General features: G+C 37.8%; 21 protein-coding genes. 6 read left to right on the forward strand and 15 right to left on the reverse strand.

Annotation, left to right across the window (positions count from 1 at the left end; all coding sequences use genetic code 11):
* Nucleotides 1-55: 55 nt before the first annotated feature.
* The 3 genes from pyk to dnaE form a co-directional block, all read right to left on the reverse strand.
* Nucleotides 56-1,825, reverse strand: coding sequence for a pyruvate kinase (gene pyk / locus FC27_RS02390; protein WP_010623752.1), 1,770 nt, complete (start codon nt 1,823-1,825; stop codon nt 56-58).
* A 61-nt stretch (nt 1,826-1,886) separates the two neighbouring features.
* Nucleotides 1,887-2,846 (reverse strand): 6-phosphofructokinase, encoded by a 960-nt coding sequence (pfkA, locus tag FC27_RS02395; protein WP_010623753.1) that lies wholly within the window; start codon nt 2,844-2,846, stop codon nt 1,887-1,889.
* 100 nt (nt 2,847-2,946) lie between these two features.
* Nucleotides 2,947-6,276 (reverse strand): DNA polymerase III subunit alpha, encoded by a 3,330-nt coding sequence (dnaE, locus tag FC27_RS02400; protein WP_010623754.1) that lies wholly within the window; start codon nt 6,274-6,276, stop codon nt 2,947-2,949.
* 103 nt (nt 6,277-6,379) lie between these two features.
* On the opposite strand from dnaE, the gene FC27_RS02405 reads away from it, so the two are divergent.
* The gene (locus tag FC27_RS02405) at nt 6,380-6,565 is read left to right on the forward strand and encodes a YjzD family protein (protein ID WP_010623755.1); all 186 of its coding nucleotides are present in this window, start codon (nt 6,380-6,382) and stop codon (nt 6,563-6,565) included.
* Nucleotides 6,566-6,657: 92 nt separating this feature from the next.
* On the opposite strand, the gene FC27_RS02410 is transcribed toward FC27_RS02405, so the two are convergent.
* The 7 genes from FC27_RS02410 to obgE form a co-directional block, all read right to left on the reverse strand.
* The gene (locus FC27_RS02410; RefSeq protein ID WP_010623756.1) at nt 6,658-7,386 is read right to left on the reverse strand and encodes a hypothetical protein; all 729 of its coding nucleotides are present in this window, start codon (nt 7,384-7,386) and stop codon (nt 6,658-6,660) included.
* Nucleotides 7,387-7,441: 55 nt separating this feature from the next.
* Nucleotides 7,442-7,630, reverse strand: a complete 189-nt coding sequence (gene rpmF / locus FC27_RS02415) for a 50S ribosomal protein L32 (RefSeq protein WP_010623757.1) — start codon at nt 7,628-7,630, stop codon at nt 7,442-7,444.
* A gap of 88 nt (nt 7,631-7,718) precedes the next feature.
* Nucleotides 7,719-8,048, reverse strand: coding sequence for a lipopolysaccharide assembly protein LapA domain-containing protein (locus FC27_RS02420; RefSeq protein WP_010623758.1), 330 nt, complete (start codon nt 8,046-8,048; stop codon nt 7,719-7,721).
* A 12-nt stretch (nt 8,049-8,060) separates the two neighbouring features.
* Nucleotides 8,061-8,858, reverse strand: coding sequence for an SDR family NAD(P)-dependent oxidoreductase (locus FC27_RS02425; protein WP_010623759.1), 798 nt, complete (start codon nt 8,856-8,858; stop codon nt 8,061-8,063).
* A gap of 18 nt (nt 8,859-8,876) precedes the next feature.
* Complete coding sequence (rnz, locus tag FC27_RS02430) at nt 8,877-9,803, reverse strand: ribonuclease Z (RefSeq protein WP_010623760.1); 927 nt, start codon at nt 9,801-9,803, stop codon at nt 8,877-8,879.
* Nucleotides 9,804-9,816: 13 nt separating this feature from the next.
* A complete protein-coding gene (locus FC27_RS02435) occupies nt 9,817-11,742 on the reverse strand; it encodes an acyltransferase family protein (protein WP_010623761.1) in 1,926 nt (641 codons plus the stop codon).
* A 21-nt stretch (nt 11,743-11,763) separates the two neighbouring features.
* Nucleotides 11,764-13,038, reverse strand: coding sequence for a GTPase ObgE (gene obgE / locus FC27_RS02440; RefSeq protein WP_010623762.1), 1,275 nt, complete (start codon nt 13,036-13,038; stop codon nt 11,764-11,766).
* Between the two features lie 212 nt (nt 13,039-13,250).
* On the opposite strand from obgE, the gene FC27_RS02445 reads away from it, so the two are divergent.
* From FC27_RS02445 to FC27_RS02455, 3 genes are read left to right on the forward strand one after another with little or no spacing between them, the layout of a single operon-like run.
* A complete protein-coding gene (locus FC27_RS02445) occupies nt 13,251-14,003 on the forward strand; it encodes a DeoR/GlpR family DNA-binding transcription regulator (protein ID WP_010623763.1) in 753 nt (250 codons plus the stop codon).
* On the forward strand, nt 14,004-14,927 hold the full coding sequence (gene pfkB, locus FC27_RS02450; RefSeq protein ID WP_010623764.1) for a 1-phosphofructokinase: 924 nt from the start codon (nt 14,004-14,006) through the stop codon (nt 14,925-14,927). It begins immediately after the preceding gene.
* 11 nt (nt 14,928-14,938) lie between these two features.
* The gene (locus FC27_RS02455) at nt 14,939-16,897 is read left to right on the forward strand and encodes a PTS fructose transporter subunit IIABC (RefSeq protein WP_010623765.1); all 1,959 of its coding nucleotides are present in this window, start codon (nt 14,939-14,941) and stop codon (nt 16,895-16,897) included.
* A gap of 48 nt (nt 16,898-16,945) precedes the next feature.
* Here FC27_RS02455 and uvrC read toward each other — a convergent pair whose 3' ends face one another.
* A complete protein-coding gene (uvrC, locus tag FC27_RS02460) occupies nt 16,946-18,763 on the reverse strand; it encodes an excinuclease ABC subunit UvrC (RefSeq protein ID WP_010623766.1) in 1,818 nt (605 codons plus the stop codon).
* Between the two features lie 151 nt (nt 18,764-18,914).
* Between uvrC and FC27_RS11740 the strand changes: the two genes are divergently transcribed.
* Nucleotides 18,915-19,067, forward strand: a complete 153-nt coding sequence (locus tag FC27_RS11740) for an SPJ_0845 family protein (RefSeq protein WP_153381861.1) — start codon at nt 18,915-18,917, stop codon at nt 19,065-19,067.
* Nucleotides 19,068-19,256: 189 nt separating this feature from the next.
* On the forward strand, nt 19,257-20,084 hold the full coding sequence (locus FC27_RS02465; RefSeq protein WP_010623767.1) for an alpha/beta hydrolase: 828 nt from the start codon (nt 19,257-19,259) through the stop codon (nt 20,082-20,084).
* A gap of 40 nt (nt 20,085-20,124) precedes the next feature.
* On the opposite strand, the gene FC27_RS02470 is transcribed toward FC27_RS02465, so the two are convergent.
* The 4 genes from FC27_RS02470 to FC27_RS02485 form a co-directional block, all read right to left on the reverse strand.
* Nucleotides 20,125-20,700: a hypothetical protein gene (locus FC27_RS02470; RefSeq protein ID WP_010623768.1), complete on the reverse strand. Its 576-nt coding sequence runs from the start codon at nt 20,698-20,700 to the stop codon at nt 20,125-20,127.
* 82 nt (nt 20,701-20,782) lie between these two features.
* Nucleotides 20,783-21,490, reverse strand: a complete 708-nt coding sequence (locus tag FC27_RS02475; protein ID WP_010623769.1) for an MgtC/SapB family protein — start codon at nt 21,488-21,490, stop codon at nt 20,783-20,785.
* Nucleotides 21,491-21,558: 68 nt separating this feature from the next.
* Nucleotides 21,559-22,008, reverse strand: a complete 450-nt coding sequence (locus FC27_RS02480; protein WP_010623770.1) for a low molecular weight protein-tyrosine-phosphatase — start codon at nt 22,006-22,008, stop codon at nt 21,559-21,561.
* A gap of 10 nt (nt 22,009-22,018) precedes the next feature.
* Entirely contained in the window at nt 22,019-22,339 is a 321-nt protein-coding gene (locus FC27_RS02485) for a helix-turn-helix domain-containing protein (RefSeq protein ID WP_010623771.1), read from the reverse strand.
* Nucleotides 22,340-22,831 lie beyond the last annotated feature (492 nt).

The raw sequence follows: 22,831 nt of genomic DNA on the forward strand, positions 1-22,831 counted from the left end.
ATTTGACTTAGAGCCATTTATATTAATTATTTATTTATTGAATTAAGCATTCAAATTATAGTGAACGTGAAGCACCTTTGTAAACAACACCACGTCTTGAATCAACTGTGACAGTTTCACCATCTTTGATTGCTGAAGTGGCATCTTTAGCACCAACAACTACAGGTAATCCCATAGCAATTCCAACAACAGCGGCGTGTGATGTCAAACCACCGTTTTCAACAACTACGGCTGAAGCTTTTTCAAGAGCTGGAAGGTAATCTTTGTCAGTCATTTCTGTAACTAAGATGTCCCCTTCGTTGACCTTTTCGTTAGCTTCCTTAGCTGAGTGAGCAACAACGGTCTTACCAACTACTGATTCTTCACCAACACCTTGGCCTTTAACAAGCTTTGAACCGATCAATTGAACCTTCATTACGTTTGTAGCACCAGTTTCACCAACTGGAACACCAGCAACGATCAAAATCAAATCTCCTTCTTTAGCAAAGCCACGTTCTTGAGCTTTTTTAGCAGCTAAGTCGAACATTTCATCAGTATTTTCTGGTCTTTCAGTAACGATAGGATCAACACCCCAGTTAACTGTTAAACCACGTTGTGTTTTTTCATCAAATGTGATTGCCAAAATATCAGCACTTGGACGATATTTAGAAATCATACGTGCTGTATAACCAGATTTAGTAGCAGCAACGATTGTATTGATGTTTAATTCTTCGGCAGTTCTAACAACGGCTTCACCGATAGATTCTGTAACGTTTGAACCCTTGTAATCTTCGAAACGTTGGATAGCAAGTTCGTTATTTGTATCGAGTTGCTTTTCTGTACGTTCGTCGATGTTAGCCATAGCAGCAACAGATTCTACAGGGTAATCACCATTAGCACTTTCACCAGAAAGCATAGTTGCATCTGTACCATCAAGAACAGAGTTAGCAACATCAGTAACTTCGGCACGTGTAGGACGTGGGTTTTCTTGCATTGAATCAAGCATTTGTGTAGCAGTGATAACTGGTTTACCAAGAGCGTTACACTTCTTGATTAATGATTTTTGAACGAATGGAACATTTTCAAATGGAATTTCAACACCCATGTCACCACGAGCAACCATTAAACCATCAGAAACTTGTAAGATTGAATCAATATTGTCGATACCTTCTTGTGATTCGATCTTAGGGAAGATTTGTACATATTCGCAGTGTTTTTCTTCAAGGATTTCACGAATATCCAAAACATCTTGAGCTTTACGAACGAATGATGCAGAAATGAAGTTAATACCGTTGTCACAACCAAAACGAATATCTGAGGCATCTTTTTCTGTGATACCAGGAAGACGGATTTCAACACCAGGTGCATTAACACCCTTTCTTGAACCGATCATACCTTCGTTTTGAACTTCTGTAACTAATTCGCGGTGTTCGTCATCTTTTTCTGTGATCTTCAAGTCAACAAGACCATCATCGATCAAGACATGTCCACCAACATGAGTATCATCGTAAAGACCAGGGTAAGTAACAGCAATCTTTTCTGGGTTACCAGTTAATGAGTCATCCATTGAAATACGGATAACATCACCGATCTTAGCTTCAAACTTGTTACCTTCTTGAGGTGTTGTACGGATTTCAGCACCCTTTGTATCAAGAACGATACCAACTGTCTTGCCAGTGATCTTTTCTGCTTCGTGAACCATCTTCATACGTGACAAATGTTCTTCATGGTCACCGTGTGAGAAGTTGAAACGGAAAATATTTGCGCCAGCTTCGATCAATTTTGTAATTGTTTCAACATCATTACTAGCAGGTCCGAGTGTACTTACGATTTTTGTTCTTTTCATTAGAATCCTCTTTTCAAAATTTTGTTGTCTTTAATTTACAACATTAACAAATTAAATGAAACTATCTACTCAATGATTTATTCAAATCATACAAGTCAAGATCAGGTTTGTGCTTGCCATCAAACAAATCAAGCATGTTATGGTATGTCAACTTGTTGTCTTCCATACCAATTGCAACTCCACCTTTGCCGTCTTCAAGTAAGTCGACAGCATAGGCGCCCATTTTGCTTGCCAGAACACGATCTCTAGCAGTTGGTGAGCCACCACGTTGAACGTGACCTAATACAGTAGCACGTGCTTGGAAATCACCATACTTGTTAAGCTTATCCATAAACTCATCAGCATGCATAACACCTTCGGCTAAAACAACGAGCATATGTTTTTTGCCTTTTTCACGACCACGTTTGATCCGATCAGCGATTTCACCGATGTCGAAGTCACGTTCAGGAACAACGATTTCTTCGGCACCACCGGCAACACCAGCCCAAAGAGCGATATCACCAGCACCACGACCCATAACTTCAATAACGAAAGTTCTTTCATGGGAAGTGGCTGTATCTCTAATCTTATCAATTGATTCAATAACTGTTGAAACAGCTGTATCAAAACCAATTGTAAAATCAGTGTATGGAATATCGTTATCGATCGTACCTGGAAGACCAACAGCATTATATCCATGTTCAGTTAAGCGTAATGCACCATGATATGAGCCATCACCACCGATGACAACAAGTGCATCAATACCAAACTTTTTAAGTTGTTCGATACCTTTTAATTGACCTTCTTCTTTGGCGAATTCGGGATATCTTGCTGAATACAAGAAAGTCCCACCACGTTGAATGCGGTCTGATACATCAGAAGCTGTTAGTGGAAAAATATCACCAGCAACCAATCCAGCATATCCATAATTGATACCAAACACTTCAAGACCCTTGTCAAGGGCTCGACGTGTGACTGCTCTGATAGCAGCGTTCATACCAGGGGCATCTCCACCACTGGTCAATATACCAATACGCTTCATTTATTCACACTCCAAATTTATTTGTTTCTAAAACAAAACCTAGTAAAATATAACATTTTTTTCACATTCAGTGTAGAGCTGAAAACGTTTTAATCATAAATTAGTTACCTTTTTTAAGGAAAACGTTCCTATCACCCAAAAAGCTAATCAATTTTTGCTTAATTTCCTCATTAAAATTAATCCAGCAATTAGATTTTAATAAAACGGCTTGTTTTTCAGTCTCACGATAAATTATCACAGGAGTTTTTCCTGGTGAAGTTTCTATCAATTGATAAAGTCGATTCAAATCATTTTGATCATCCAATGATTTTTTAACTCTTAAATATAAAACGATTTTTGGCAACTGAATCATGAATTGATGAGGGTCAACGATTCGATCAGCAATAACTTCCAAATCGCCACGAAGTCCGTCATTCGGAGTCCCGCTAACGACCCAAATTTTACCCTCAAGGGCTTGATCAGCAATTTTTTGATAAAGTCTAGGAAAAATTGTTACCGAGATCGATCCAGTTTCATCTTCGAAAGTGGCAAAAGCCATCTGCTGACCCTTCTTGGTCCGGATCACTCGCATGTTTTTAACTAGGCCCACCATATAAATACTATTTTGTTTGAATCGATTCAAATGATTTATCTTAACGGTGTCGATTTTCGTTAATCTTTGACGATATTTTTCGACTGGATGACCTGAAACATAGATACCCAGAAATTGCTTTTCTTGATTCAATTTTTCACTCAAGGAGTAATCATCCATTTGATGCTTCTTGGGTTCTAAGGCGTCAAACAAGGAAATATTATTTCCAGCCAACTGGATGCTTTCAATCAAATCGCGCATATCATAAAGTGTTTCTTTACGGTTACGATTAAATTCATCAAATGCTCCGATCAAAATCAAAGGCTCAAGATAATCATTTTTAACAAAGCGAACATCGATCCGTTGTAAAAAGTTCAAGGCACTAGTGAATTTACCACTCTGAACTCGTTCATTAACTATTGCCTGAGCAAAATCACGTCTCATCCCTTTGATACTTAAAAAACCAAACCTAATTGCCTGACCATGAATCTGAAAATCATAGTCACTCTGATTGAGATCAACATTCTCAATCTTAATACCACGGTCTTTAGCCGCTTGGATATAGTTAGCAATTTTGGCTTCATTATTCAAATTTGAATTCATCAAGCAAGTGAAGAACACAGTTGGATAATGAACTTTAATATACGCCAGCCAAAAGGCAATCATTGAATAGGCAACTGAATGGGATTTATTAAAACCATAATTACCAAACGTTTCAATATAGTTATAAACATTTTCTGCTGCTTGTTGTTGATGACCAAGTTGGACTGCTCCATCAACAAACTTTTTATGATTTGCAGTCATTAATTTTTCATTTTTCTTACTGATTGCCCGTCTTAAAAGATCGGCATCAGCCAAAGAGAAACCTGCCATTTCTGACGAGGCCTGCATGACCTGTTCCTGATAGACCAAAATACCGTATGTTGGCTTCAAAATTTTGACCAAAGACTCATCAGGGTATTCAACCTTTTCTTGACCATGCTTACGAGCAATAAAAGTTGAAATGTTTTGCATTGGACCTGGACGATACAGAGCGTTAGTAGCAACAATGTCGTTAAAACTAGTTGGCTTCAATTGTCGCAAGACGCTCTTGATACCTTCTGATTCAAATTGAAACACCCCGTCTGTGTCACTACGTTGAAATAACTGAAGAGTTTCCTGATCATCAAGTGGGATCGACTCTGGTTTAAAGACTTGACCGGTCTGCTGACTGATCATTTGGATTGCCTTATCCAAAATAGTCAAGTTTCGTAGCCCCAAAAAGTCCATCTTCAAAAGTCCTAAACCTTCGACATTGTTTTTGGTTTGCTGGGTCAAATTGATACCATCTGATTCCAGTTGAACAGCCACGATATCAGTCATATTCTTCTGACTGAGGACGATACCAGCGGCATGGGTAGAATAATGCCGCGGTAGGCCCTCAAGACGTTGAGCGGCCTTAAATATCAGTTTGTTCTCAGCTGACTCATTTGCCAATTCTCTCAATTTAGTTGAATCATCGAACGCAGCTTTCAAAGTCACATTTTGACCATTCTGCGCGTGTGGAATCGCATTCGACCATTGCGACATTTGAAATTGTGTTTGACCAAAAGTTCGAGCAATGTCTCGCAATGCCATTTTAGCTGCAAGTGTCCCGAAGGTAATGATCTGAGCCATATGATCCGAACCGTATTTATCATGCATATACTGGACCATCTCGTCCCGACGGTCGTCCGGTAGATCAAGATCGATATCAGGCATATTAACTCTTTGTGGATTTAAAAACCTTTCAAAAAGTAAATCATATTTGATCGGATCGACTTGAGTGATGCCCAAAGTATATGAAACTAACGAACCAGCTGCAGATCCACGACCAGGGCCAGTTTTTATCCCTACTTCATGGGCGTGCTTGATCACATCCCAAACAATCAAAAAGTAGTCTGAAAAGCCCATTTCTTGTATGACCCCAAGTTCATAATTCAATCGCTGCTGATATTTAGCCTCAACCTGTCCATGAAATCGTTTTGACAACCCTTTAGTCGCTAAGCCTTTTAAAAATTGTTCCGAGGTAACACCTTGTGGGGTGTGAAATTCGGGTAACTCAGTCGACTTGAATTCGATCAAAATGTTGCATTGCTCCGCGATCTCATCAGCATTTTGAAGTGGCTGTTGGAGATCGACATTATCATATTCAGCAGAAATATTTTCTGGTGTGCGTAAATATTTTTCACCATTTTCAGACAGCTGATTAATATTTTCGATTTTGTCACCGGTCCGAATATTATTCATGATCTGATATGGCAAAACATCATCAGATTTGATATAACGAACATCATGCAATGCTACCAGTGGTGTATTTGTCTCAGCTGAAATCTTTCTGACTCGTCGGACATTATTTATTTGATCAGCAAACAGACCGACACCTAAATAAACTGACTCTGGGTCGCAATTTTGTTTCAACAAACTCAAATATTGTTGATAATCATCGATCTTTAAAACTTCTGCCCCCGTAGCTGGGGTGATAATAAAGAGCCCCGATAACCAGTCGAAAAGATCAGTCAACTGAGTTGAGTCTTGGGACATGATCATTGAAGAAATTTTTAACAAGTGATGATATCCTGCAGTAGTTTTGGCTAAGAGTATTAATGGATAAACATTTTGATCAACTAATCCTTGCGTTTCAATCGTCAAACCAATAATTGGCTTGATCCCCTTCTCATTACAGTATTTATAAAAATCAATTGAACCATATAAATTATTGACATCTGTCAAAGCCAACGATTTGTAGCCCATTTCCTGGGCAACATCGACCAACTCTGTCAATCTTATGGGACTTTGCAATAAACTGTAACTGCTCATAATTTGTAATTGTGTTTGCAATTTCAAGCCCCCTTCAGTTAAAATTATAACAAATCTATTAGAAACATTATTGGTGAAAAACTTAATTTATGTTAAACTACGTAAGAAAGCGAGATGGAAAAAGATGAGATATGTTGCAGTTTTCTTTTGGGCAATCGTATTAGGACAAGTTGCAGGATTTATTGGTGGTGCACTTAACCAACAAACATATAATTTCCAATTAACTTTGATCGTAAGCATAGTTTTTGCCGTTATTTTCAGTATCATTCCATTTATTTTCAGAGATAAAGATGATAAAAAGAACGCCTAAGGTGGTCTTTTTTTATTTTTCAAATACAAAAGTCGCAGACTCACTTAAGTGAATCTGCGACTTTTTGTATATCATCATAACTTTTGAATGATTTACTTGGTGACATAGACATAAAACGCATCATCAGCAAGATCCATATTAAATTCAATATTATGAGACTGATATGGTTTAATGGTGGTTTTACTGCTTTCGTTCAAATGCTTCAATTGCTTATTAAAATGCTTTATAACGGCTTTTTGATTTGCACCGGATAACTGGGCAATCAACGACAAACTAGCCTTGAACTTCGTTAAATTAGCTTTCCGGTTCCTGTCTGACAGTGAGCCCTTCATAGCCACTCCCATTAAGTTCGAACCTTGAACATTGAGATACATCTGAGTACCGTTATTCCGCTTATATTTTAAAATTCCATCCTTGGCAATCAATGGTAATTGATCACTTTGGACACCATCTAGCAATGAATAGTAATTATATTCTTGAGCAAAGGCTGTATAGTCAGCTATTTCAGCTATCTTATTAACTGTCACACTTTGACTTTGTTTTTCCTTGCCATTACTTACTGTCAGACGGACAGTTTGGTTTTGGGCTGAAACTGGAACTGAAAAAGCAAAATGCTTGTTATGTAGCTTAACTTTCTTTGTCTTACCGTTTAACGTATAGGTAAGTTTATCGGCCTTAGTAGTTTTTCCCTTAATGACAGCGACTAAACCAGTCGCATCATAATTATCTTTGGTAGTATGGATTCCTAAGTTAGAACAGCCACTTAAAAACATGAAGAAAAGTGGAATAAATAAAATCAGAAAGTACTTCTTTTTTTTCATAGTCATTCCCCATTCATACAAAAAAAGCCAAGCCGCAACGACTTGACCTGTTTAATTAAGCTTGTGCATCATTTTTGTCATCGATAACTTTGTTACCTTTGTACATACCTGATGGTGAAACATGATGACTTAAACGATATTCACCAGTAGTTACATCAAATTGCATGTTAGGAACACTCAACTTGATATGTCCACGTCTTGAACGTTTCTTTTGTTTACTTGTCTTTCTTGCTGGTACTGCCATATGTAAAAACTCCTTTATCTTTATATTACTTAATCAAATCTAACGTTTAATATAATACTAGCATAAAAACGTTACGGCAAGCAAAAATCTAATTTTGTTTACTTTTTGTTTGATTATCCTTGAGTGCATCAGCTATTTGATTATCATCTGAGATTTTAACGTTCGATAATTCCTTCTTAGCTGACCGGGATAACTTTTGGTCATCTTTTTTCTTGGAATTAGTATTATTGGCCAATAGTACAGTCACTAATGCTCCTAACAGTAAAGTAACAATGATCAAAAGAATCAATGGTAATTTTACTTTAGTGAATCCAAAATTTACTGTGACAGGATCGATATTTAAAATTGCAAAGATAACAACGACCAATACGATGATTAATCCAATCACAAATCTCCATTGTCTCTTCTTATTATTCATAATTAAAATCCCCTATTTTCGATTTCCAAAAGTCCCTGCTATGTAGTCTCCCACACTTGGTGCCATTTTGTAAAGGACACTGGCAAATTCCATGATCCTGGGACGATTGATCTCCCGCTTTTTACGGTTGAAAGTTTTGACGATTTCTTTAGCCAATTGATCAGGTTGAATCACAAAATTCGAAACTGATTTAAGATAATTGCCACTCTTATCGGCAATATTGAAGAAATTAGTTGCAACGGGGCCAGGATTAATTGTTGTAACAAAAATATTTAATGGCTTCAATTCCAATCGCAATCCATCAGAAAAGCTAATTACTGCTGCTTTTGTAGCTGAATAAGCAGCCGATTTAGGTGTTGTGATCTTACCGGCCATTGAACCGACATTAAAAATATGTCCATGACCATTTTCAATCATATGACTTGCAACTAACCGTGTCAGTAACATAAGCCCTAACACGTTCACGCGAAACATTTTTTCAATTGTGTCAAAATCAGTTTCTAAATAATTATTGAAATCTCCAAAACCAGCCGCATTGACTAAAACGTCGACTTGACCAAAATTGCTAAAAATAGTTTCGGCACCTTTTTCAATTGCTTCCGGATCACTCATATCGATCGACAAATAAAAATGATTGGAATATTCACTTCCTAATGAAATACATTGTTCTTTAACTTTTGCCAATTTCTCAGAATTTCGAGCAACTAAAATCAAATTAGCCCCCGCCTCAGCCGCATTTAATGCTACATCTTTACCAATTCCTGAAGATGCTCCTGTGACTAAAACTGTTTGATCCAATAAATTAACCATGACCATCCCTCTTTTCAATTAGTTGAATGGAACTGGATAGATATCAAAATCTTTTACTACCCGGGTATTATTAAAAATCTTTCGTGCTTCATTTTGTAATAACAAGGCTGACTTTCCAGTATACCTTGCAGATATGTGCGTCAATAGCAAACCTTTTACATGACATTTCTTGGCTACTCGTGCAGCCTGAGATGCTGTCGAATGAAAATAACTATAAGCCAATTTTTTATCTTCTTCAGAAAAGGTCGATTCATGAACTACAACATCTGCATGATCCACTAAATGGTCGATTTCTGGAGTGTAACGAGTATCTGAGATAATCGAAACGATCTTTCCAGCTTTATCCGGTCCGATAAAATCTTTCCCATCTAAATCGGTCCCATCTGGCAATGTGACAACTTGCCCTGCTTTCAACTTACCATAAATTGGTCCATTTGGAATATTGAATTGTTTTAATTTATCAACTAATAATTCACCAGTTCGAGGTTTTTCGACTACCCGATATCCATACGAGGCAATTCGATGTTCCAATTTACCCGCATAGACTGAAAAAGTACTGTCATTAAAAATTTCTCCACCAGTTTTCAGTTCAATGTATTTGATCCGATAACCAAGTTTCGTTCCAGTCACACCTAATGAAGTTTCAACGAATTTTTTTAAACCGACTGGTCCATACAATTCAAGTGGCGAATTGCCACCTTGATTCGCACGACTTGATAATAAACCTGGCAATCCAAAAATATGATCGCCATGCAAGTGTGAAATAAAGATCTTGGCAATTTTTCGAGGGCGAATATTCGTCTCTAAAATCTGGTGTTGTGTTGCTTCTCCAACATCAAATAACCAAACCTCATTGCGTTCATCTAATAATTTCAATGCAGTACTGGAAACATTGCGACCTTTTGAAGGTACACCAGCACCAGTTCCTAAAAATTGTAATTCCATACAAAAATCCTATCTATTTTTTATCTAAGTCTTTCAATATTTGTTTGGCTACATATGATGAATAATACATAGAACCATCTGGGTTTGGATGAACTTGGTCATCATAGAACCAATCAGGATGGCCTTTCGAATAGCCGTTCCAATCAATAACAGAAAGATTCTTATACTTCTTTTGCGATTTAGCTAATAAATCATTAACTGGTTTTTCCCAAGGACGCGACGGAACAAAGACATTGATCCAGAAGACGTGACGCTTAGGTCCAACTAATTTCATTACTTGATCAAGTTGTTGTTCATTGAATGGTCCATTAGTACCAAGACCGACTAAGACGTTAGGTGCTAATACTCCTTTGTCTTTATAGCCCTGTAAAATATCAACACTGGCTGATAACTGACGACTAACAGCAGCATCGATCACAACTTTGTTGTCGTCGAACAACTTGTTAAAGTTGTTCAACCCATCGGCCATGACGGAATCACCAACACCAGTAAGTTGAAGATCCTTCAGCCTTTGTAGCTCGACCTGTGTTAGACCATACTTCTCAAATTCTTTATTAACTGGATGAGACTTAGCTAATTTCTTATATTTAGCCATTTGAGCTGCCGTTAATTCAGAACCATCAGAACCTTTATTCTTATTCTTTTTCAAGTTCTCAATAGCTTTTTGACGTTTAGCACTGCTATTCTTAGTATTTTTCTTAATAGTTTGAGCTAATTTACTGTTATTTGCATCAGGTTTAGGAGCTGACGTTGCTTTTACAACCCCATATCCACCAGTAACACAAATAATAGCAATTACCAATGCCAAGACACGGCTAATAGCTTTAGATGATTTAAAGAAGTTCTTAACATCACTCCAGTGAGCTTTCGATAATGGCTTTTCAACGAAACGGTACGAAAACTCAGTTATCAACAGAATCAAAATAACTTCAATGACTGGATATAACACTGGATGATCAGCAATGTTCCTGAACTTAGACTCAAAGAAGATCATCACTGGAAATTGATACAAATATAATCCATAACTTCTTGCACCAATATAATGGAACACTTTATTGGACAATATCCTATCCCAGAATGCTCCTGGATGAGCTACAACGGCAATAAAAATACATGTAACGACTGAGAATATAAACATTCCACCACGATATAAGAATGGTGAAGAATCCTTGACCGTCAAAATCATGAAAATCATCAAAGCAAACGAAAGTAATCCTACTATGTTGAGAATCACTTTATCGCTCTTCATGACCCCGACTTTCAGTTTCTCAGCTGGCCAGATCAAGGCTAGGCCACAACCTAATAGTAACGAATACAGTCTCGTATCAGTTCCATAGTAGACCCGACTAGGATCAACTCCTGGTTGGTAAAGTACTGCCATCCAGATTGCCGAAATGATTGAGATGATGATCGTAAACCAAAATACGCGGCTCTTCTTTAGACCCATCTTGGCGAAGAGCAATAATAATAATGGCCAAAAAATATAAAATTGACCTTCAATCGACATTGTCCATAAATGGGTGAATGGCGATTCGTTATTAGCAAATCGTTCAAAATATGATTGACCGTTAAAAATTTGCCACCAATTATAGACATTTAAGACATTAGTCAAAAATATCTGGTCAAAGTGGTAGAGTAAATTTTTCAAAAATAAAACAATATATGCACCTGAAGCTAGGAGTACAAACAATAGCCCTGGATAAAGCCTACGTACTCTTTTAACATAAAAATTTCCTAGCGAAAATTTATTTCCTGCATCGACTGTATTATAGAAATGATCTGTAATTAAATAACCCGATATCAAGAAAAAGATGGGCACACCTAGGTACCCACCAGAAAAGACGTTTGGGTTCAAATGGTACATAATTACGCCGATCACACCAAGTGTACGCAATCCGTCAAATCCGCCAATGAATCTTCTTTTTGGTGACTTATTCATAATATTAACTACCCCTAATTACTAAATAAACTCGAATGTGAAATCAAGAATTGTAACTGAATCGCCGGTTTCAGCACCGGCCTTGATCAATCCTTCTTCAATACCCATACCCTTTAGTTTTCGAGCAAAGCGCATGATACCATCTTGATGATCCAAGTTACTCATCGTAAGTAATCTTTCAACCTCATCGCCGGTAACTTCAAAGTGATGCTCGCCAGTGCGAATGATCTTAAATTTATCTGCTTTTGGTTGATAGTTGTATTCAACAGTTTCGTCATTAACAACATTGAAGTGAATTGGTTCAGCATGTGCAAGGACCTCACTTGTATGGTTCAACAATTGTTTAACACCAGTATGTTGAATACTTGAAATAGCAAAAATATCAGCATCTTCTGGTAGTTTCTGCTTAAATTCATCTAATCTTTCTTGTGAACCTTCAATATCCAATTTAGTTGGTACGATCACTTCTGGACGACTCAAGATATTTTCATCATAAGTACCCAATTCCTTACGGATGGCTAGATAGTCTTCATAAGGATCACGTCCATTATTTGGATCCATATCTACTAAGTGTAAGATGACCCGAGTTCTTTCGACATGACGTAAGAATTGAATCCCGAGTCCAACACCATTTGAAGCGCCTTCGATCAAACCAGGCAAATCAGCGATCACGAAATCATTCCCGTTATCTAATTGAACCATCCCTAAATTAGGGTTCAAGGTCGTGAAATGATAAGCCGCTATCTTAGGTTTTGCTGAAGTTGCTACCGATAAGAGAGTTGATTTACCAACAGATGGGAAACCGACCAATCCAACATCAGCAATCAATCTAAGTTCTAAGCGAATATGTTTTTCTTGACCAGGTTCTCCGTTTTCAGCAATTTCTGGAGCTCGATTTTTTGAGTTGGCAAAGTGAATATTTCCACGTCCACCTTTACCACCTTTTGCTACTACTAATTCTTGTTCATTATCGACCAGATCACCGACCAATTGACCACTATCTTCGTCATATACTGAAGTACCAGTAGGCACAACAATATAAATGGGGTCAGCTTTTCTTCCGTACATTGACTTGATCTGGCCATTCTGTCCAGCTGAAGCCTTAAAAATACGTTTGTAACGAAAATCCATCAAGGTATTCATACCTTCATCAGCCTTTAAGATGACGTCGCCTCCGCGACCACCGTCGCCTCCAGCTGGTCCACCTAGAGGGACATACTTTTCATGTCTGAACGCAACTGAACCGTCGCCACCTTTTCCGGATCTGACAGTGATTTTTACATTATCTACAAACATTTAAGCCCTCCTTTCTTCCTATATCCTATTAATTTGATTATCATTTTTAAATTTTAGCACAAAAACAGTCTTCATCATACTTCAAAACCTAAAAGACTGTCCACTTATTTTTATCGCAAATGAATGACTTTGAATTTTTTTGAAAGAATTTGGAAGATTATGATTGATTTTGAATGAATTTGCTGTATTATATTTCGAGGAGGTGATTGAAAGTGCTTACCGAGGAAAGGCATCAAATCATCCTGAAGCAACTACAACTTCACAATATCGTAAAACTACAAGATCTGATTCCTTTGACTGGTGCTTCCGAATCGACTCTTAGGCGTGATCTGCAGGACTTAGAAGAGTGTCACAAACTCCAACGTATTTATGGTGGAGCACAAAACATTTTGTCATATCATGACGAGCCTGCTCTTTCGCAAAAAATATCTACCAATACTGATGAAAAAGATAGTATTGCCAGATATGCTGGCGACTTAGTTCAAAATAACGAGGTCATCTTCTTGGATGCTGGAACTTCTGTTCAAGCAATTATTCCTTATTTATCTAAAGCAACTGACCTATTGGTAGTAACTAATAGTGTTGTCAATGCATCCATTTTAGCTGACTATCAAATCGAGACTTTTGTCCCTGGCGGAAAATTAAAAGCAAGCACCAAAGCTTTAGTCGGCTCCACGACGACCAAAACATTAACTGCCTTTCATTTCGATAAGGCATTCTTAGGAACCAATGGCTTTTCAGTCAAGGCTGGATATACGACTCCTGACCCTGAAGAAGCTGATACTAAGAAAATTGCTTTGTCCAATTCCAACGAAAGTTACATTTTGGCAGACGGTTCTAAATTAGAACAGGTCAGTTTCACACGTTTTGCAAACTTAGATGAGGCGACTTTGATCACTAATGAATTACCAGTCAAATCACTTGAGTTACTCAAAACACATACTAAAGTTATGGAGGTTAAATAATTGATCTATACTATCACAGCTAATCCATCGATCGATTATGTATTACGACTCAAAGAGCTTGTCCCTGGCGAGATCAATCGGACAAACAATGATGTCAAACTCCCAGGTGGAAAAGGGATCAATGTTTCTCGCATTTTAAACGAGTTACAACTAGATTCAACTGCTCTTGGATTTGTGGGGGGAGCAACCGGTTCATCTTTTGAACAATTGCTAAAAAAACATCATTTGCAAACTGACTTTACTCAGGTTGCTGACGATACCCGGATCAACGTCAAGATCAATGCCACTGAGCAAAAACAAGAAACTGAGATCAACGGCGGCGGTCCAGTGATCACCGACACAGAAAAGCAAAAGTTCTTTGATCAAATGAAAAAAATTGGTCAAGGTGACGTCGTAGTAATGTCTGGAAGTTTACCTCAAAAAGTTGAAACTTCTTTTTACTTAGATATCGCCAAGATGATCCAGAAAAATGGTGCTGACTTCGTGATCGATACTACAGGTCAGGCCTTACTTGACACTTTGCCTCTACATCCATTAGTCGTTAAACCGAATAATCACGAATTAGCAGATTTATTCAAGACTGATTTAGATACAGAGCAAGATATCATTGACCACGCCAGAAAACTTTTGGAACAAGGTGCTAAACATGTACTCGTTTCCATGGCTGGCGATGGCGCTTTGTTAGTCACTAAGGATCATGCCTACAAGGCCAATGCTCCTAAAGGTACGGTCGTTAATTCTGTTGGAGCTGGTGATTCAATGATTGCTGGCTTCGTGGGTACATTCATGAAGACTGAAGACCCAATCGAAAGTTTCCATCAAGGTGCTGCCTGTGGCTCTGCTACTGCTTTTAGCCAAGACATCGCTGTCAAAGAAAAAATTGATGAAGTTTATCAAAGTATCAATATTACAAAATTGAGCTAGGAGGAAAAACAATGGACCTTAAGGAACTACTTCTTAAAGACGCCATGATCATGGATCTCAAGGCTACCACTAAAGCTGAAGCCATCGACGAGATGGTCTCTAAGTACTATGAGATCGGCGTGATCGATGATAAAGAATTATATAAATCAGATATTTTAAAACGTGAAGCACAAACTAGTACTGGTATCGGTGACGGGATCGCTATGCCACACGCGCGTGACAAGGCTGTTCAACGTGCCACAGTACTTTTTGCTAAGAGTAAAGCCGGTATCGACTACGAATCACTTGATGGTCAACCTACTTACCTCTTCTTCATGATTGCTGCTCCAGATGGGGCTGATAACTTGCACTTGCAAGCTTTAGCCGCCCTCTCATCACTTTTGATCAACCCTGATCTAGTGGCCAACTTGAAGAAAGCCACAACTGCTGATGAAGTTCAAAAACTTTTCAGTGATGCCATGGCTGCAAAGGAAGCAAAAGATAAGGCTGATGAAGAAAAAGAAAAAGCTCAAGAAGCTGCTGCTAAAGAGGCTGCTGAAAAAGCCAATGATTCTAAGAAAAAGCCATACGTTGTTGCTGTTACAGCTTGTCCTACAGGTATCGCCCATACATATATGGCTGAAGCCGCTTTAAAGGAACACGCTGAAAAATTAGGTATCGACATCAAAGTTGAAACTAATGGTTCTGAAGGCGTTAAACATAAACTGACAGCTGCCGATATCGACCGTGCTGATGGTGTTATCATCGCAGCCGACAAGAAAGTCGACATGCCTAGATTCGATGGCAAGCACTTGGTCAACCGCCCTGTTACTGATGGTATCAACAAGTCTGATGAACTGATCAATCTAGCCGTTGAACAAAAAGCCCCTATTTTCCATTCACAAGGTGGCGCAAGTTCTGAAGAAGAAGAAAGTTCAGAAAAGAAATCTCTTTGGTCAAAAATATATGCTGACTTAATGAACGGTATCTCGAACATGTTACCATTCGTTGTCGGTGGTGGTATCTTAATGGCCATCTCATTCCTACTCGAGCCATCAGTAGGAAGTCATTCACAATGGTTCGTCTTTTTCCATGGCATTGGTAATTATGCTTTTGAATTCTTGATCCCAATTTTGGCAGCTTATATTGCTGAATCGATTGGTGATCGCCCCGCCTTACTACCTGGTTTTGTTGGTGGTTACATGGCTTCTCAAGCCAGTGCTTCCATTATTTCTTCCAAGAGTCCGGCCGGATTTATCGGTGGTCTACTAGCTGGTTTTATCGCTGGTTGGATCGTCGTTGGTTTGAAGAAATTACTCAAGGGCTTACCAAAATCTCTTGATGGTCTAAAACCAATCTTGCTTTACCCTGTACTTGGTCTATTAGCTACTGGTGCAGTTATGTACTTTGCCATCGATCCTGTCTTTGCGATTGTTAACCACGCGATCACAAGTTTCCTTGAGTCGATGGGTACCGGTAATGCCGTCATTCTTGGCGCTCTACTTGGTGGAATGATGTCAGTTGATATGGGTGGTCCTTTCAACAAGGCTGCTTATACATTCGCCATCGGTACTTATACCGCAACTGGTGACGGTGCTTTAATGGCTGCTGTTATGGTCGGTGGTATGATCCCACCTCTAGCAATTGCTATTGCAACTACTTTCTGGAAGAACAAATTTACTGAACAAGAAAGACAAGCTGGTCTTTCTAACTACGTTCTAGGTATCTCCTTCATTACCGAGGGTGCCATCCCATTTGCTGCCAGTGATCCACTTCATGTTATCGTTTCTAGTGTGATCGGATCCGTTATTGGTGGTGGCTTGACACAGCTATGGCAGGTTAATGTCCCTGCACCTCACGGTGGTATCTTTGTTACTCCATTAGCATCTAATCCTGCCTTGTATTTACTCGCAGTGGTGATCGGTGCGATCATTGCTGGTGTAATTTACGGTTTATGGAAACCTGCTAAAAAAGTTGAAACTACTAAATAGAATTTATGATAAATTAATAACCCTATCTCAATGAGATAGGGTTATTTTTTACATCTTTTTATATTTTTTATGAGTTTCAATACTCGATAAGGTGATCTTGATCGTCTGAGCAGTCGTTTGTGGTATTCCCAAATCAATGATATCTTCGATCGGAGCTTCTTTGATTTTTCTGACTGAACCATACTTTTTGAGCAGTTTAGTCCGTGTCTTAGGACCTACGCCTTGAATGCTATCAAGCTGTGAGGATAAAGCATTCTTACTTCTGGTCTTGCGTTGAAAAGTGATTGCAAAACGATGGACCTCATCTTGGATCCTTTGTAGCAAATAAAATCCTTGGCTCTTTTGGTCTAAAGTGACGGCTGTACCTTCTTCACCAAAAATCAAATGCGAAGTATTGTGGTGATTGTCCTTGACCATTCCTGCGACCGGGATGTTGATACCGAGCTCATTTTGCAACACATCCATAACTGCTCGCAACTCGATGATCCCACCATCCATTAAAATCAAATCAGGTAAAGGTTTCTCCTCTTTGAGCAAACGTGAATAGCGACGATAGATAACTTCACGCGTGTTGGCGGCTTCATCAGCACCGGAATGATCTTCTAATTCATATTTGATCTTATATTTACGATACATACTTTTTTCGGGACGGCCATCTTGGAAAACGACCATGGCTGAAACTGGATTGGTGCCTTGAATATGCGAGTGGTCAAATGATTCGATGACGTGTCCATATGGCAAATTGAGCGCCTTGAAAATCTGCTCCTGAGCACCATAGGTTTGACGATTATCCAATTCCATTAAACGAAATTTTTCCTGCAAGACTAACTTGGAATTTTCAGCTGCCATGTCCATCAAAGCTTTCTTCTGGCCTCTTTGTGGAGTTCTAAATGGCACTTTCAGGACATCTGATAAAGTATCTTTATCTATATTGTCAGGAACCAGGATTTCTCTAGGCATGACCTGATTACGGCGATTATAAAATTGCAGGATAAAGGTCGACAACTCTTCTTCTGGTGAATTGACACAAGCAAAAACTCGTTTCTCACGTTTCATCAAACGAGCTTGGCGAATGAAGAAAACTTGGGTCGAGATCCACCCTTTTTCAACGTAATAATTAAAAATATCACGTGGGGTGCTATCGTTGGAAATGATTTTCTGCTTTTCAACAGTAGCTTCAATATATTGAATTTGGTCACGTAATTCGGCAGCACGTTCATATTGCCGGTTTTTAGCGGCAGTTACCATTTTATTCTTCAAACTGGCTTTTACTTCGCCAACGTTCCCACCCAAAAAACGTTTGATTTTTTCAATCTGACGGTCATATTTTTCCTGCGGGACCTCTTTGAAACAAGCCCCAAGACATTGACCCATATGATAGTACAAACATGGACGTCCCAAATGTCCCTGACAGCGTCTGAGTGGATAAACTTTCTGAAGAAAGTTAAGTGTACCTGAAGCGGCATAAACGTTTGGATATGGGCCAAAATAGTACGCTCCATCTTTTCTGATCTGTCCAGTGATCTCCATCTTGGGATCTCGCTCATTGGTTATTTTGATATAAGGATAGCCTGTCCCCTTCTTAAGTCTAATATTGTAATAAGGCTGATGTTTTTGGATCAAGGTGATTTCTAGTAAAAAAGCTTCCTTGTCGTTAGATGTGATAATTGTTTCAAAATCACGGATCTCAGAAACTAATTTAGCAGTTTTCCCCTCGTGAGAACTTTTAAAATATGATCTAACACGATTCTTGAGGTTTTTTGCTTTACCAACATAAATGATTTTAGAATTGATATCTTTCATCAAATAACAGCCTGGTCTAGGCGGTAACAAACTTAATTTATGTTCTAAGTATTCTGTTGCCAATTTCTAACCTCGTTTCTTCATAAATAAACTAATTATGCCTATATTATTTTAAGCTTATATTTTTAAGTTGCAAGGAATTGAGATTTTCCTCCAAACGTTCTATAATGGATTTAAATAAGAATTAAGCCATACCTGAAAGGGGCTGATACCGATGGGCTTAACAGTGAAACGTGAAAATGATTTTGGAAGTTTGTTTGATAAATTTGCCTCACTTCCCGATGATGTTAAAAAAAATGTAGAACGTGTCGATTCTGCAGATAAGAAATCTTCTAAAAAAACAGATGATTCAAAAGAAAATAAGTAACTTCTTCTACTCAGTTATATTTACAACCTGCCTGAATTGTGATGTATCTGTAGTATGATTATCGTTAGTTCTAAACAAAACCCTTTTGATAGTTTTCCGAAACACCATTCAACGTTTGAATGGTGTTTTGTTTTGCCCAAATTTTGTAGTAACATTAAGTTGAAATCGATTTCAAGGGGGAAACTATTTATGGATTTTGTGGACAGAAACTTAAGCAGACATTTTGAAGAAATGATCGAATCATCAACTAAAGGTTTGAATTTATATCAACATACAGATCTAACTGATTTTCCATATGCTAACATCGTTATCGTTCATGGTTTAGCTGAGCATTCAGGCAGATATGACACCTTGGCTAACTTCTTTTTATCCCATCATATGAACGTCTTTCGATATGATCAAAGAGGACACGGTAAATCAGAGGGCAAACGAGGCGATCTAACTAATACAGATGAACTTCCAGACGACTGCAAAATCGTCATTGACATTGCCAAGTCACAATTCCCTAATCTTCCAACATTCTTATTAGGACACAGCATGGGTGGACATACAGTTCTAAAGGTGGCCACGAAATATCCTGGCATCGTCGACGGCATCATTGCAACCGACCCACTGTCTATTTCTTTCGGTCCTAAAGTTGATGGCGATCCAGAATCATATATCAAAAATGACCTAGCCAATGGAGTCAACACCGATCCAAGAGTCATCAAAAAATATAATAGCGATCCGATGAATTTAAAAGAATACACCGTTGGTTTGATGAACACTTTACGTGATAGTACATCTGAATTAAAACAAAATTTAGATAAAGTTGTCGATCCTATTTTATTATTGCATGGTGCTGATGACGGCATTATCCCAGTTGCAGACTCATTAGAGATATATCAAAAATTTGCCACAAAGGATAAAGAAATTCACATTTATCCACATTTGATGCATGAAATTTTAAACGAGCCTTCCCGTAAATGGGAAATTTATGAAGAGATCCTTTATTGGATCAAAAAACATAGCTATTAGAAATCAAAAAAACTTCTAGACTCTTTGAGTTTAGAAGTTTTTATTCATATTCAATAAAATGTGCATCAATTACAGGATAATGACCTGTCTTATCTAGTGAGTGCCCCTCACCATATACTTTGATACGGTCATTTTCCTTAATATTGGTAATTCCCTTGGCAAGATCGCTTAAATGGTAATCAACGACTACTAGATCAGATTGATTAGATTCGTTTAGATCCATAATTATTTGACGACCAACTTTGTCATTGGCAATTACTTTTTTGACTTTTCCCCATTGATCGATCAAGTGACCACGATAAAGAGAATTATTTTGTGACAGTTCAGTATAAGTCACATAATCATAATCAGATTGATTTTGTTTAAAATCCTCCACTGAAACCTGAGGTTTGCGATCATCTAAATCAGCTTTGACTGTATCGACCTTTTCAACAAATGGAAAAGAACCGGTAAATTGAAATTGAACTGGATTTATTGCATAAAAAATCACTGGAGCAAGACTGGCCAAAATCAGGATGTACATTGCGTAATGAACCCATCTAATCTTGATAATTTGAATCAATGCGACAATGATCAAAATCGCCAATAATTCCCCAAATAAAACCGTAAGTACCATAAAATCCCCTAATCGTTATTTATTGTGGCAGTTTCAACAATTACTAACTGTATCAAAAATTTATCTATGACACCACCCCAATTTATCCAGGTGTGACTGCATTGACTTTAGTAATATTGTCATTCCCGGCTAAATCCTCAACGACGTTAACATAAGTTAATTTATGTGGCAACTTGACCTCATAAACACTCGTGTATAAATAACCATCATCGGTCTTATTAGCTTTATAGCTGACATTGTTAACGACAATGTCTTTTTCTTTGAAATATTCTTGAATAAACTGTTTAAAATCGCTTTTGTGTAAGTATTGTATTTCTAAATTACGAACTGGACTGACGCGGACAAATCTCTTCAAAAATGCAATCACACCATAAACGACAATAAAACTAGCAATCGCGATGACATAGTTACCCATTCCGACTGCTAAACCTAAACATGCAACTACCCAAAGACTGGCGGCAGTCGTTAGGCCTTTGATCGAATGATGTTCAACAATGATCGTTCCGGCACCTAAGAAACCAATTCCACTAACTACTTGAGCAATCAAACGAGCATCATCAGCACGAACGATACCCTTATATTGTGGATATTGACGAGCTATTTCTAAAGCGTTGAAACCAATTTCTTTTTGGATCAATGCAATGATACAAGCACCTAGACAAACAAGAATATGAGTTCTGATACCTGCGGGACGATGTTTCTGAGCTCGATTATAACCAATCACACCTGAAATCACAGTTGCCAGGATCAAACGAATAACGACTGTTGCAATATCTAATTGAAATGTCAATTGAAGGACTTCTTTCTATTTAAGTTGCAGATATTAAAATACCTGAAAAAGGATTTCAACTTTTTCGATTATTGTAGGTCTTTCAACCAAAGAGGTAGGACTTCCGATAATTCTGAAAATGTTCGATCAAATCGATGATCGTACCATGGATTTTTAATTGCTCGACTCGAACCAGTAATATCATAAGCTTGTTTGATTTTTTCGGACATTCCTGCTGGAGCAATATTTTTAAGATCAATAATATTCTGGTCGTCCATTCCAATAACAATATCAGCGGCTGCTATATCATCAGCAGTAATTTGTTGAGCCTGATGAGCAACCAAAGGTATTGAATGTTTCTTAAGTTCAGCAATGGCACCTGGATGTGGAGAATTCCCAATTTCATAATTGGCAGTTGCCATAGATGAAACAGAAAATTCTGATTGCAAATTATTTTTTTGCAGCAAGTCATCGAACATCATTTCAGCCATTGGGGACCGACAAATATTGCCTAAACAAACAAAAATAACTTTCTTCATGGGATCACTCCTATTTGATCAAACCTAAACGACGTTTGACGTCTTCTAACTGTTTTTCTAAAACGGGATCACGACGACTCAAGACATCTAAAGTGGAAGCCTGGTCATCTTTATCTACTTTTGATGACTTTTGATTATCCGTCTGCTCTTTTTTGCTATTCCTTGTAGAATCAGTCGATTTCTCTTCACCAGTTAACTCAGCTTGATATTTACGAACCCAAGCTGCAACTTGTTGATATGAAATATCATACTTTTGCCCGATTGCTTTATAGTCATTTTCCTTTAAAGCATCAGCAGCAATGTTTTTTTGTTGTTCGTTCGTGAATTTCATTAGTATCATTACTCCTAAATTACATTATCAGTCAAAATTATACCATACTGAAATGGCTGACAAAGTCATGCTAAGACTGATTTTAATATTCTTTTACCAAAATCATTTTGACAATTTTTCAGTCAAAATATTATCCATACAATTAATAATATTAGTTGCTCAAAAATATTAAATATCAATCAAAAATTGTCAGCTAGCAGCCTCTGAATAATATCATTTTATAGTTATTTGATAGTCGAAAATATAATAATTACTTCGACTATTTAATCAAAATACAGTTTTAAAGAAAAAATATCGTATCAATTCTAAGTTGAATTGATACGATATTTTGTTTTGGACTGTCAAATACAGTCTAGTCTAATCCGGTGATTCAAATCATTCCTACCTCGGTAGAAATGACAATAAATTGGATATATTTTACTGAGCAAACTATCCCAAAGTTTTCTTAGATAAATAGAAGAGGTATCCAATCACCCAGTTATTTTGACTAAC

The organism is Companilactobacillus versmoldensis DSM 14857 = KCTC 3814 (assembly GCF_001434295.1).
In the GTDB taxonomy this organism is placed as follows: domain Bacteria; phylum Bacillota; class Bacilli; order Lactobacillales; family Lactobacillaceae; genus Companilactobacillus; species Companilactobacillus versmoldensis.

Excerpts from the sequence above, each read along its gene's own strand:
- pyk (WP_010623752.1), bottom strand. The coding sequence starts at position 1,825 with ATGAAAAGAACAAAAATCGTAAGTACACTCGGACCTGCTAGTAATGAT.
- pfkA (WP_010623753.1), bottom strand. The coding sequence starts at position 2,846 with ATGAAGCGTATTGGTATATTGACCAGTGGTGGAGATGCCCCTGGTATG.
- FC27_RS02405 (WP_010623755.1), top strand. The coding sequence starts at position 6,380 with ATGAGATATGTTGCAGTTTTCTTTTGGGCAATCGTATTAGGACAAGTT.
- FC27_RS02410 (WP_010623756.1), bottom strand. The coding sequence starts at position 7,386 with ATGAAAAAAAAGAAGTACTTTCTGATTTTATTTATTCCACTTTTCTTC.
- rpmF (WP_010623757.1), bottom strand. The coding sequence starts at position 7,630 with ATGGCAGTACCAGCAAGAAAGACAAGTAAACAAAAGAAACGTTCAAGA.
- FC27_RS02420 (WP_010623758.1), bottom strand. The coding sequence starts at position 8,048 with ATGAATAATAAGAAGAGACAATGGAGATTTGTGATTGGATTAATCATC.
- FC27_RS02425 (WP_010623759.1), bottom strand. The coding sequence starts at position 8,858 with ATGGTTAATTTATTGGATCAAACAGTTTTAGTCACAGGAGCATCTTCA.
- rnz (WP_010623760.1), bottom strand. The coding sequence starts at position 9,803 with ATGGAATTACAATTTTTAGGAACTGGTGCTGGTGTACCTTCAAAAGGT.
- FC27_RS02435 (WP_010623761.1), bottom strand. The coding sequence starts at position 11,742 with ATGAATAAGTCACCAAAAAGAAGATTCATTGGCGGATTTGACGGATTG.
- obgE (WP_010623762.1), bottom strand. The coding sequence starts at position 13,038 with ATGTTTGTAGATAATGTAAAAATCACTGTCAGATCCGGAAAAGGTGGC.
- FC27_RS02455 (WP_010623765.1), top strand. The coding sequence starts at position 14,939 with ATGGACCTTAAGGAACTACTTCTTAAAGACGCCATGATCATGGATCTC.
- FC27_RS11740 (WP_153381861.1), top strand. The coding sequence starts at position 18,915 with ATGGGCTTAACAGTGAAACGTGAAAATGATTTTGGAAGTTTGTTTGAT.
- FC27_RS02465 (WP_010623767.1), top strand. The coding sequence starts at position 19,257 with ATGGATTTTGTGGACAGAAACTTAAGCAGACATTTTGAAGAAATGATC.
- FC27_RS02470 (WP_010623768.1), bottom strand. The coding sequence starts at position 20,700 with ATGGTACTTACGGTTTTATTTGGGGAATTATTGGCGATTTTGATCATT.
- FC27_RS02480 (WP_010623770.1), bottom strand. The coding sequence starts at position 22,008 with ATGAAGAAAGTTATTTTTGTTTGTTTAGGCAATATTTGTCGGTCCCCA.
- FC27_RS02485 (WP_010623771.1), bottom strand. The coding sequence starts at position 22,339 with ATGAAATTCACGAACGAACAACAAAAAAACATTGCTGCTGATGCTTTA.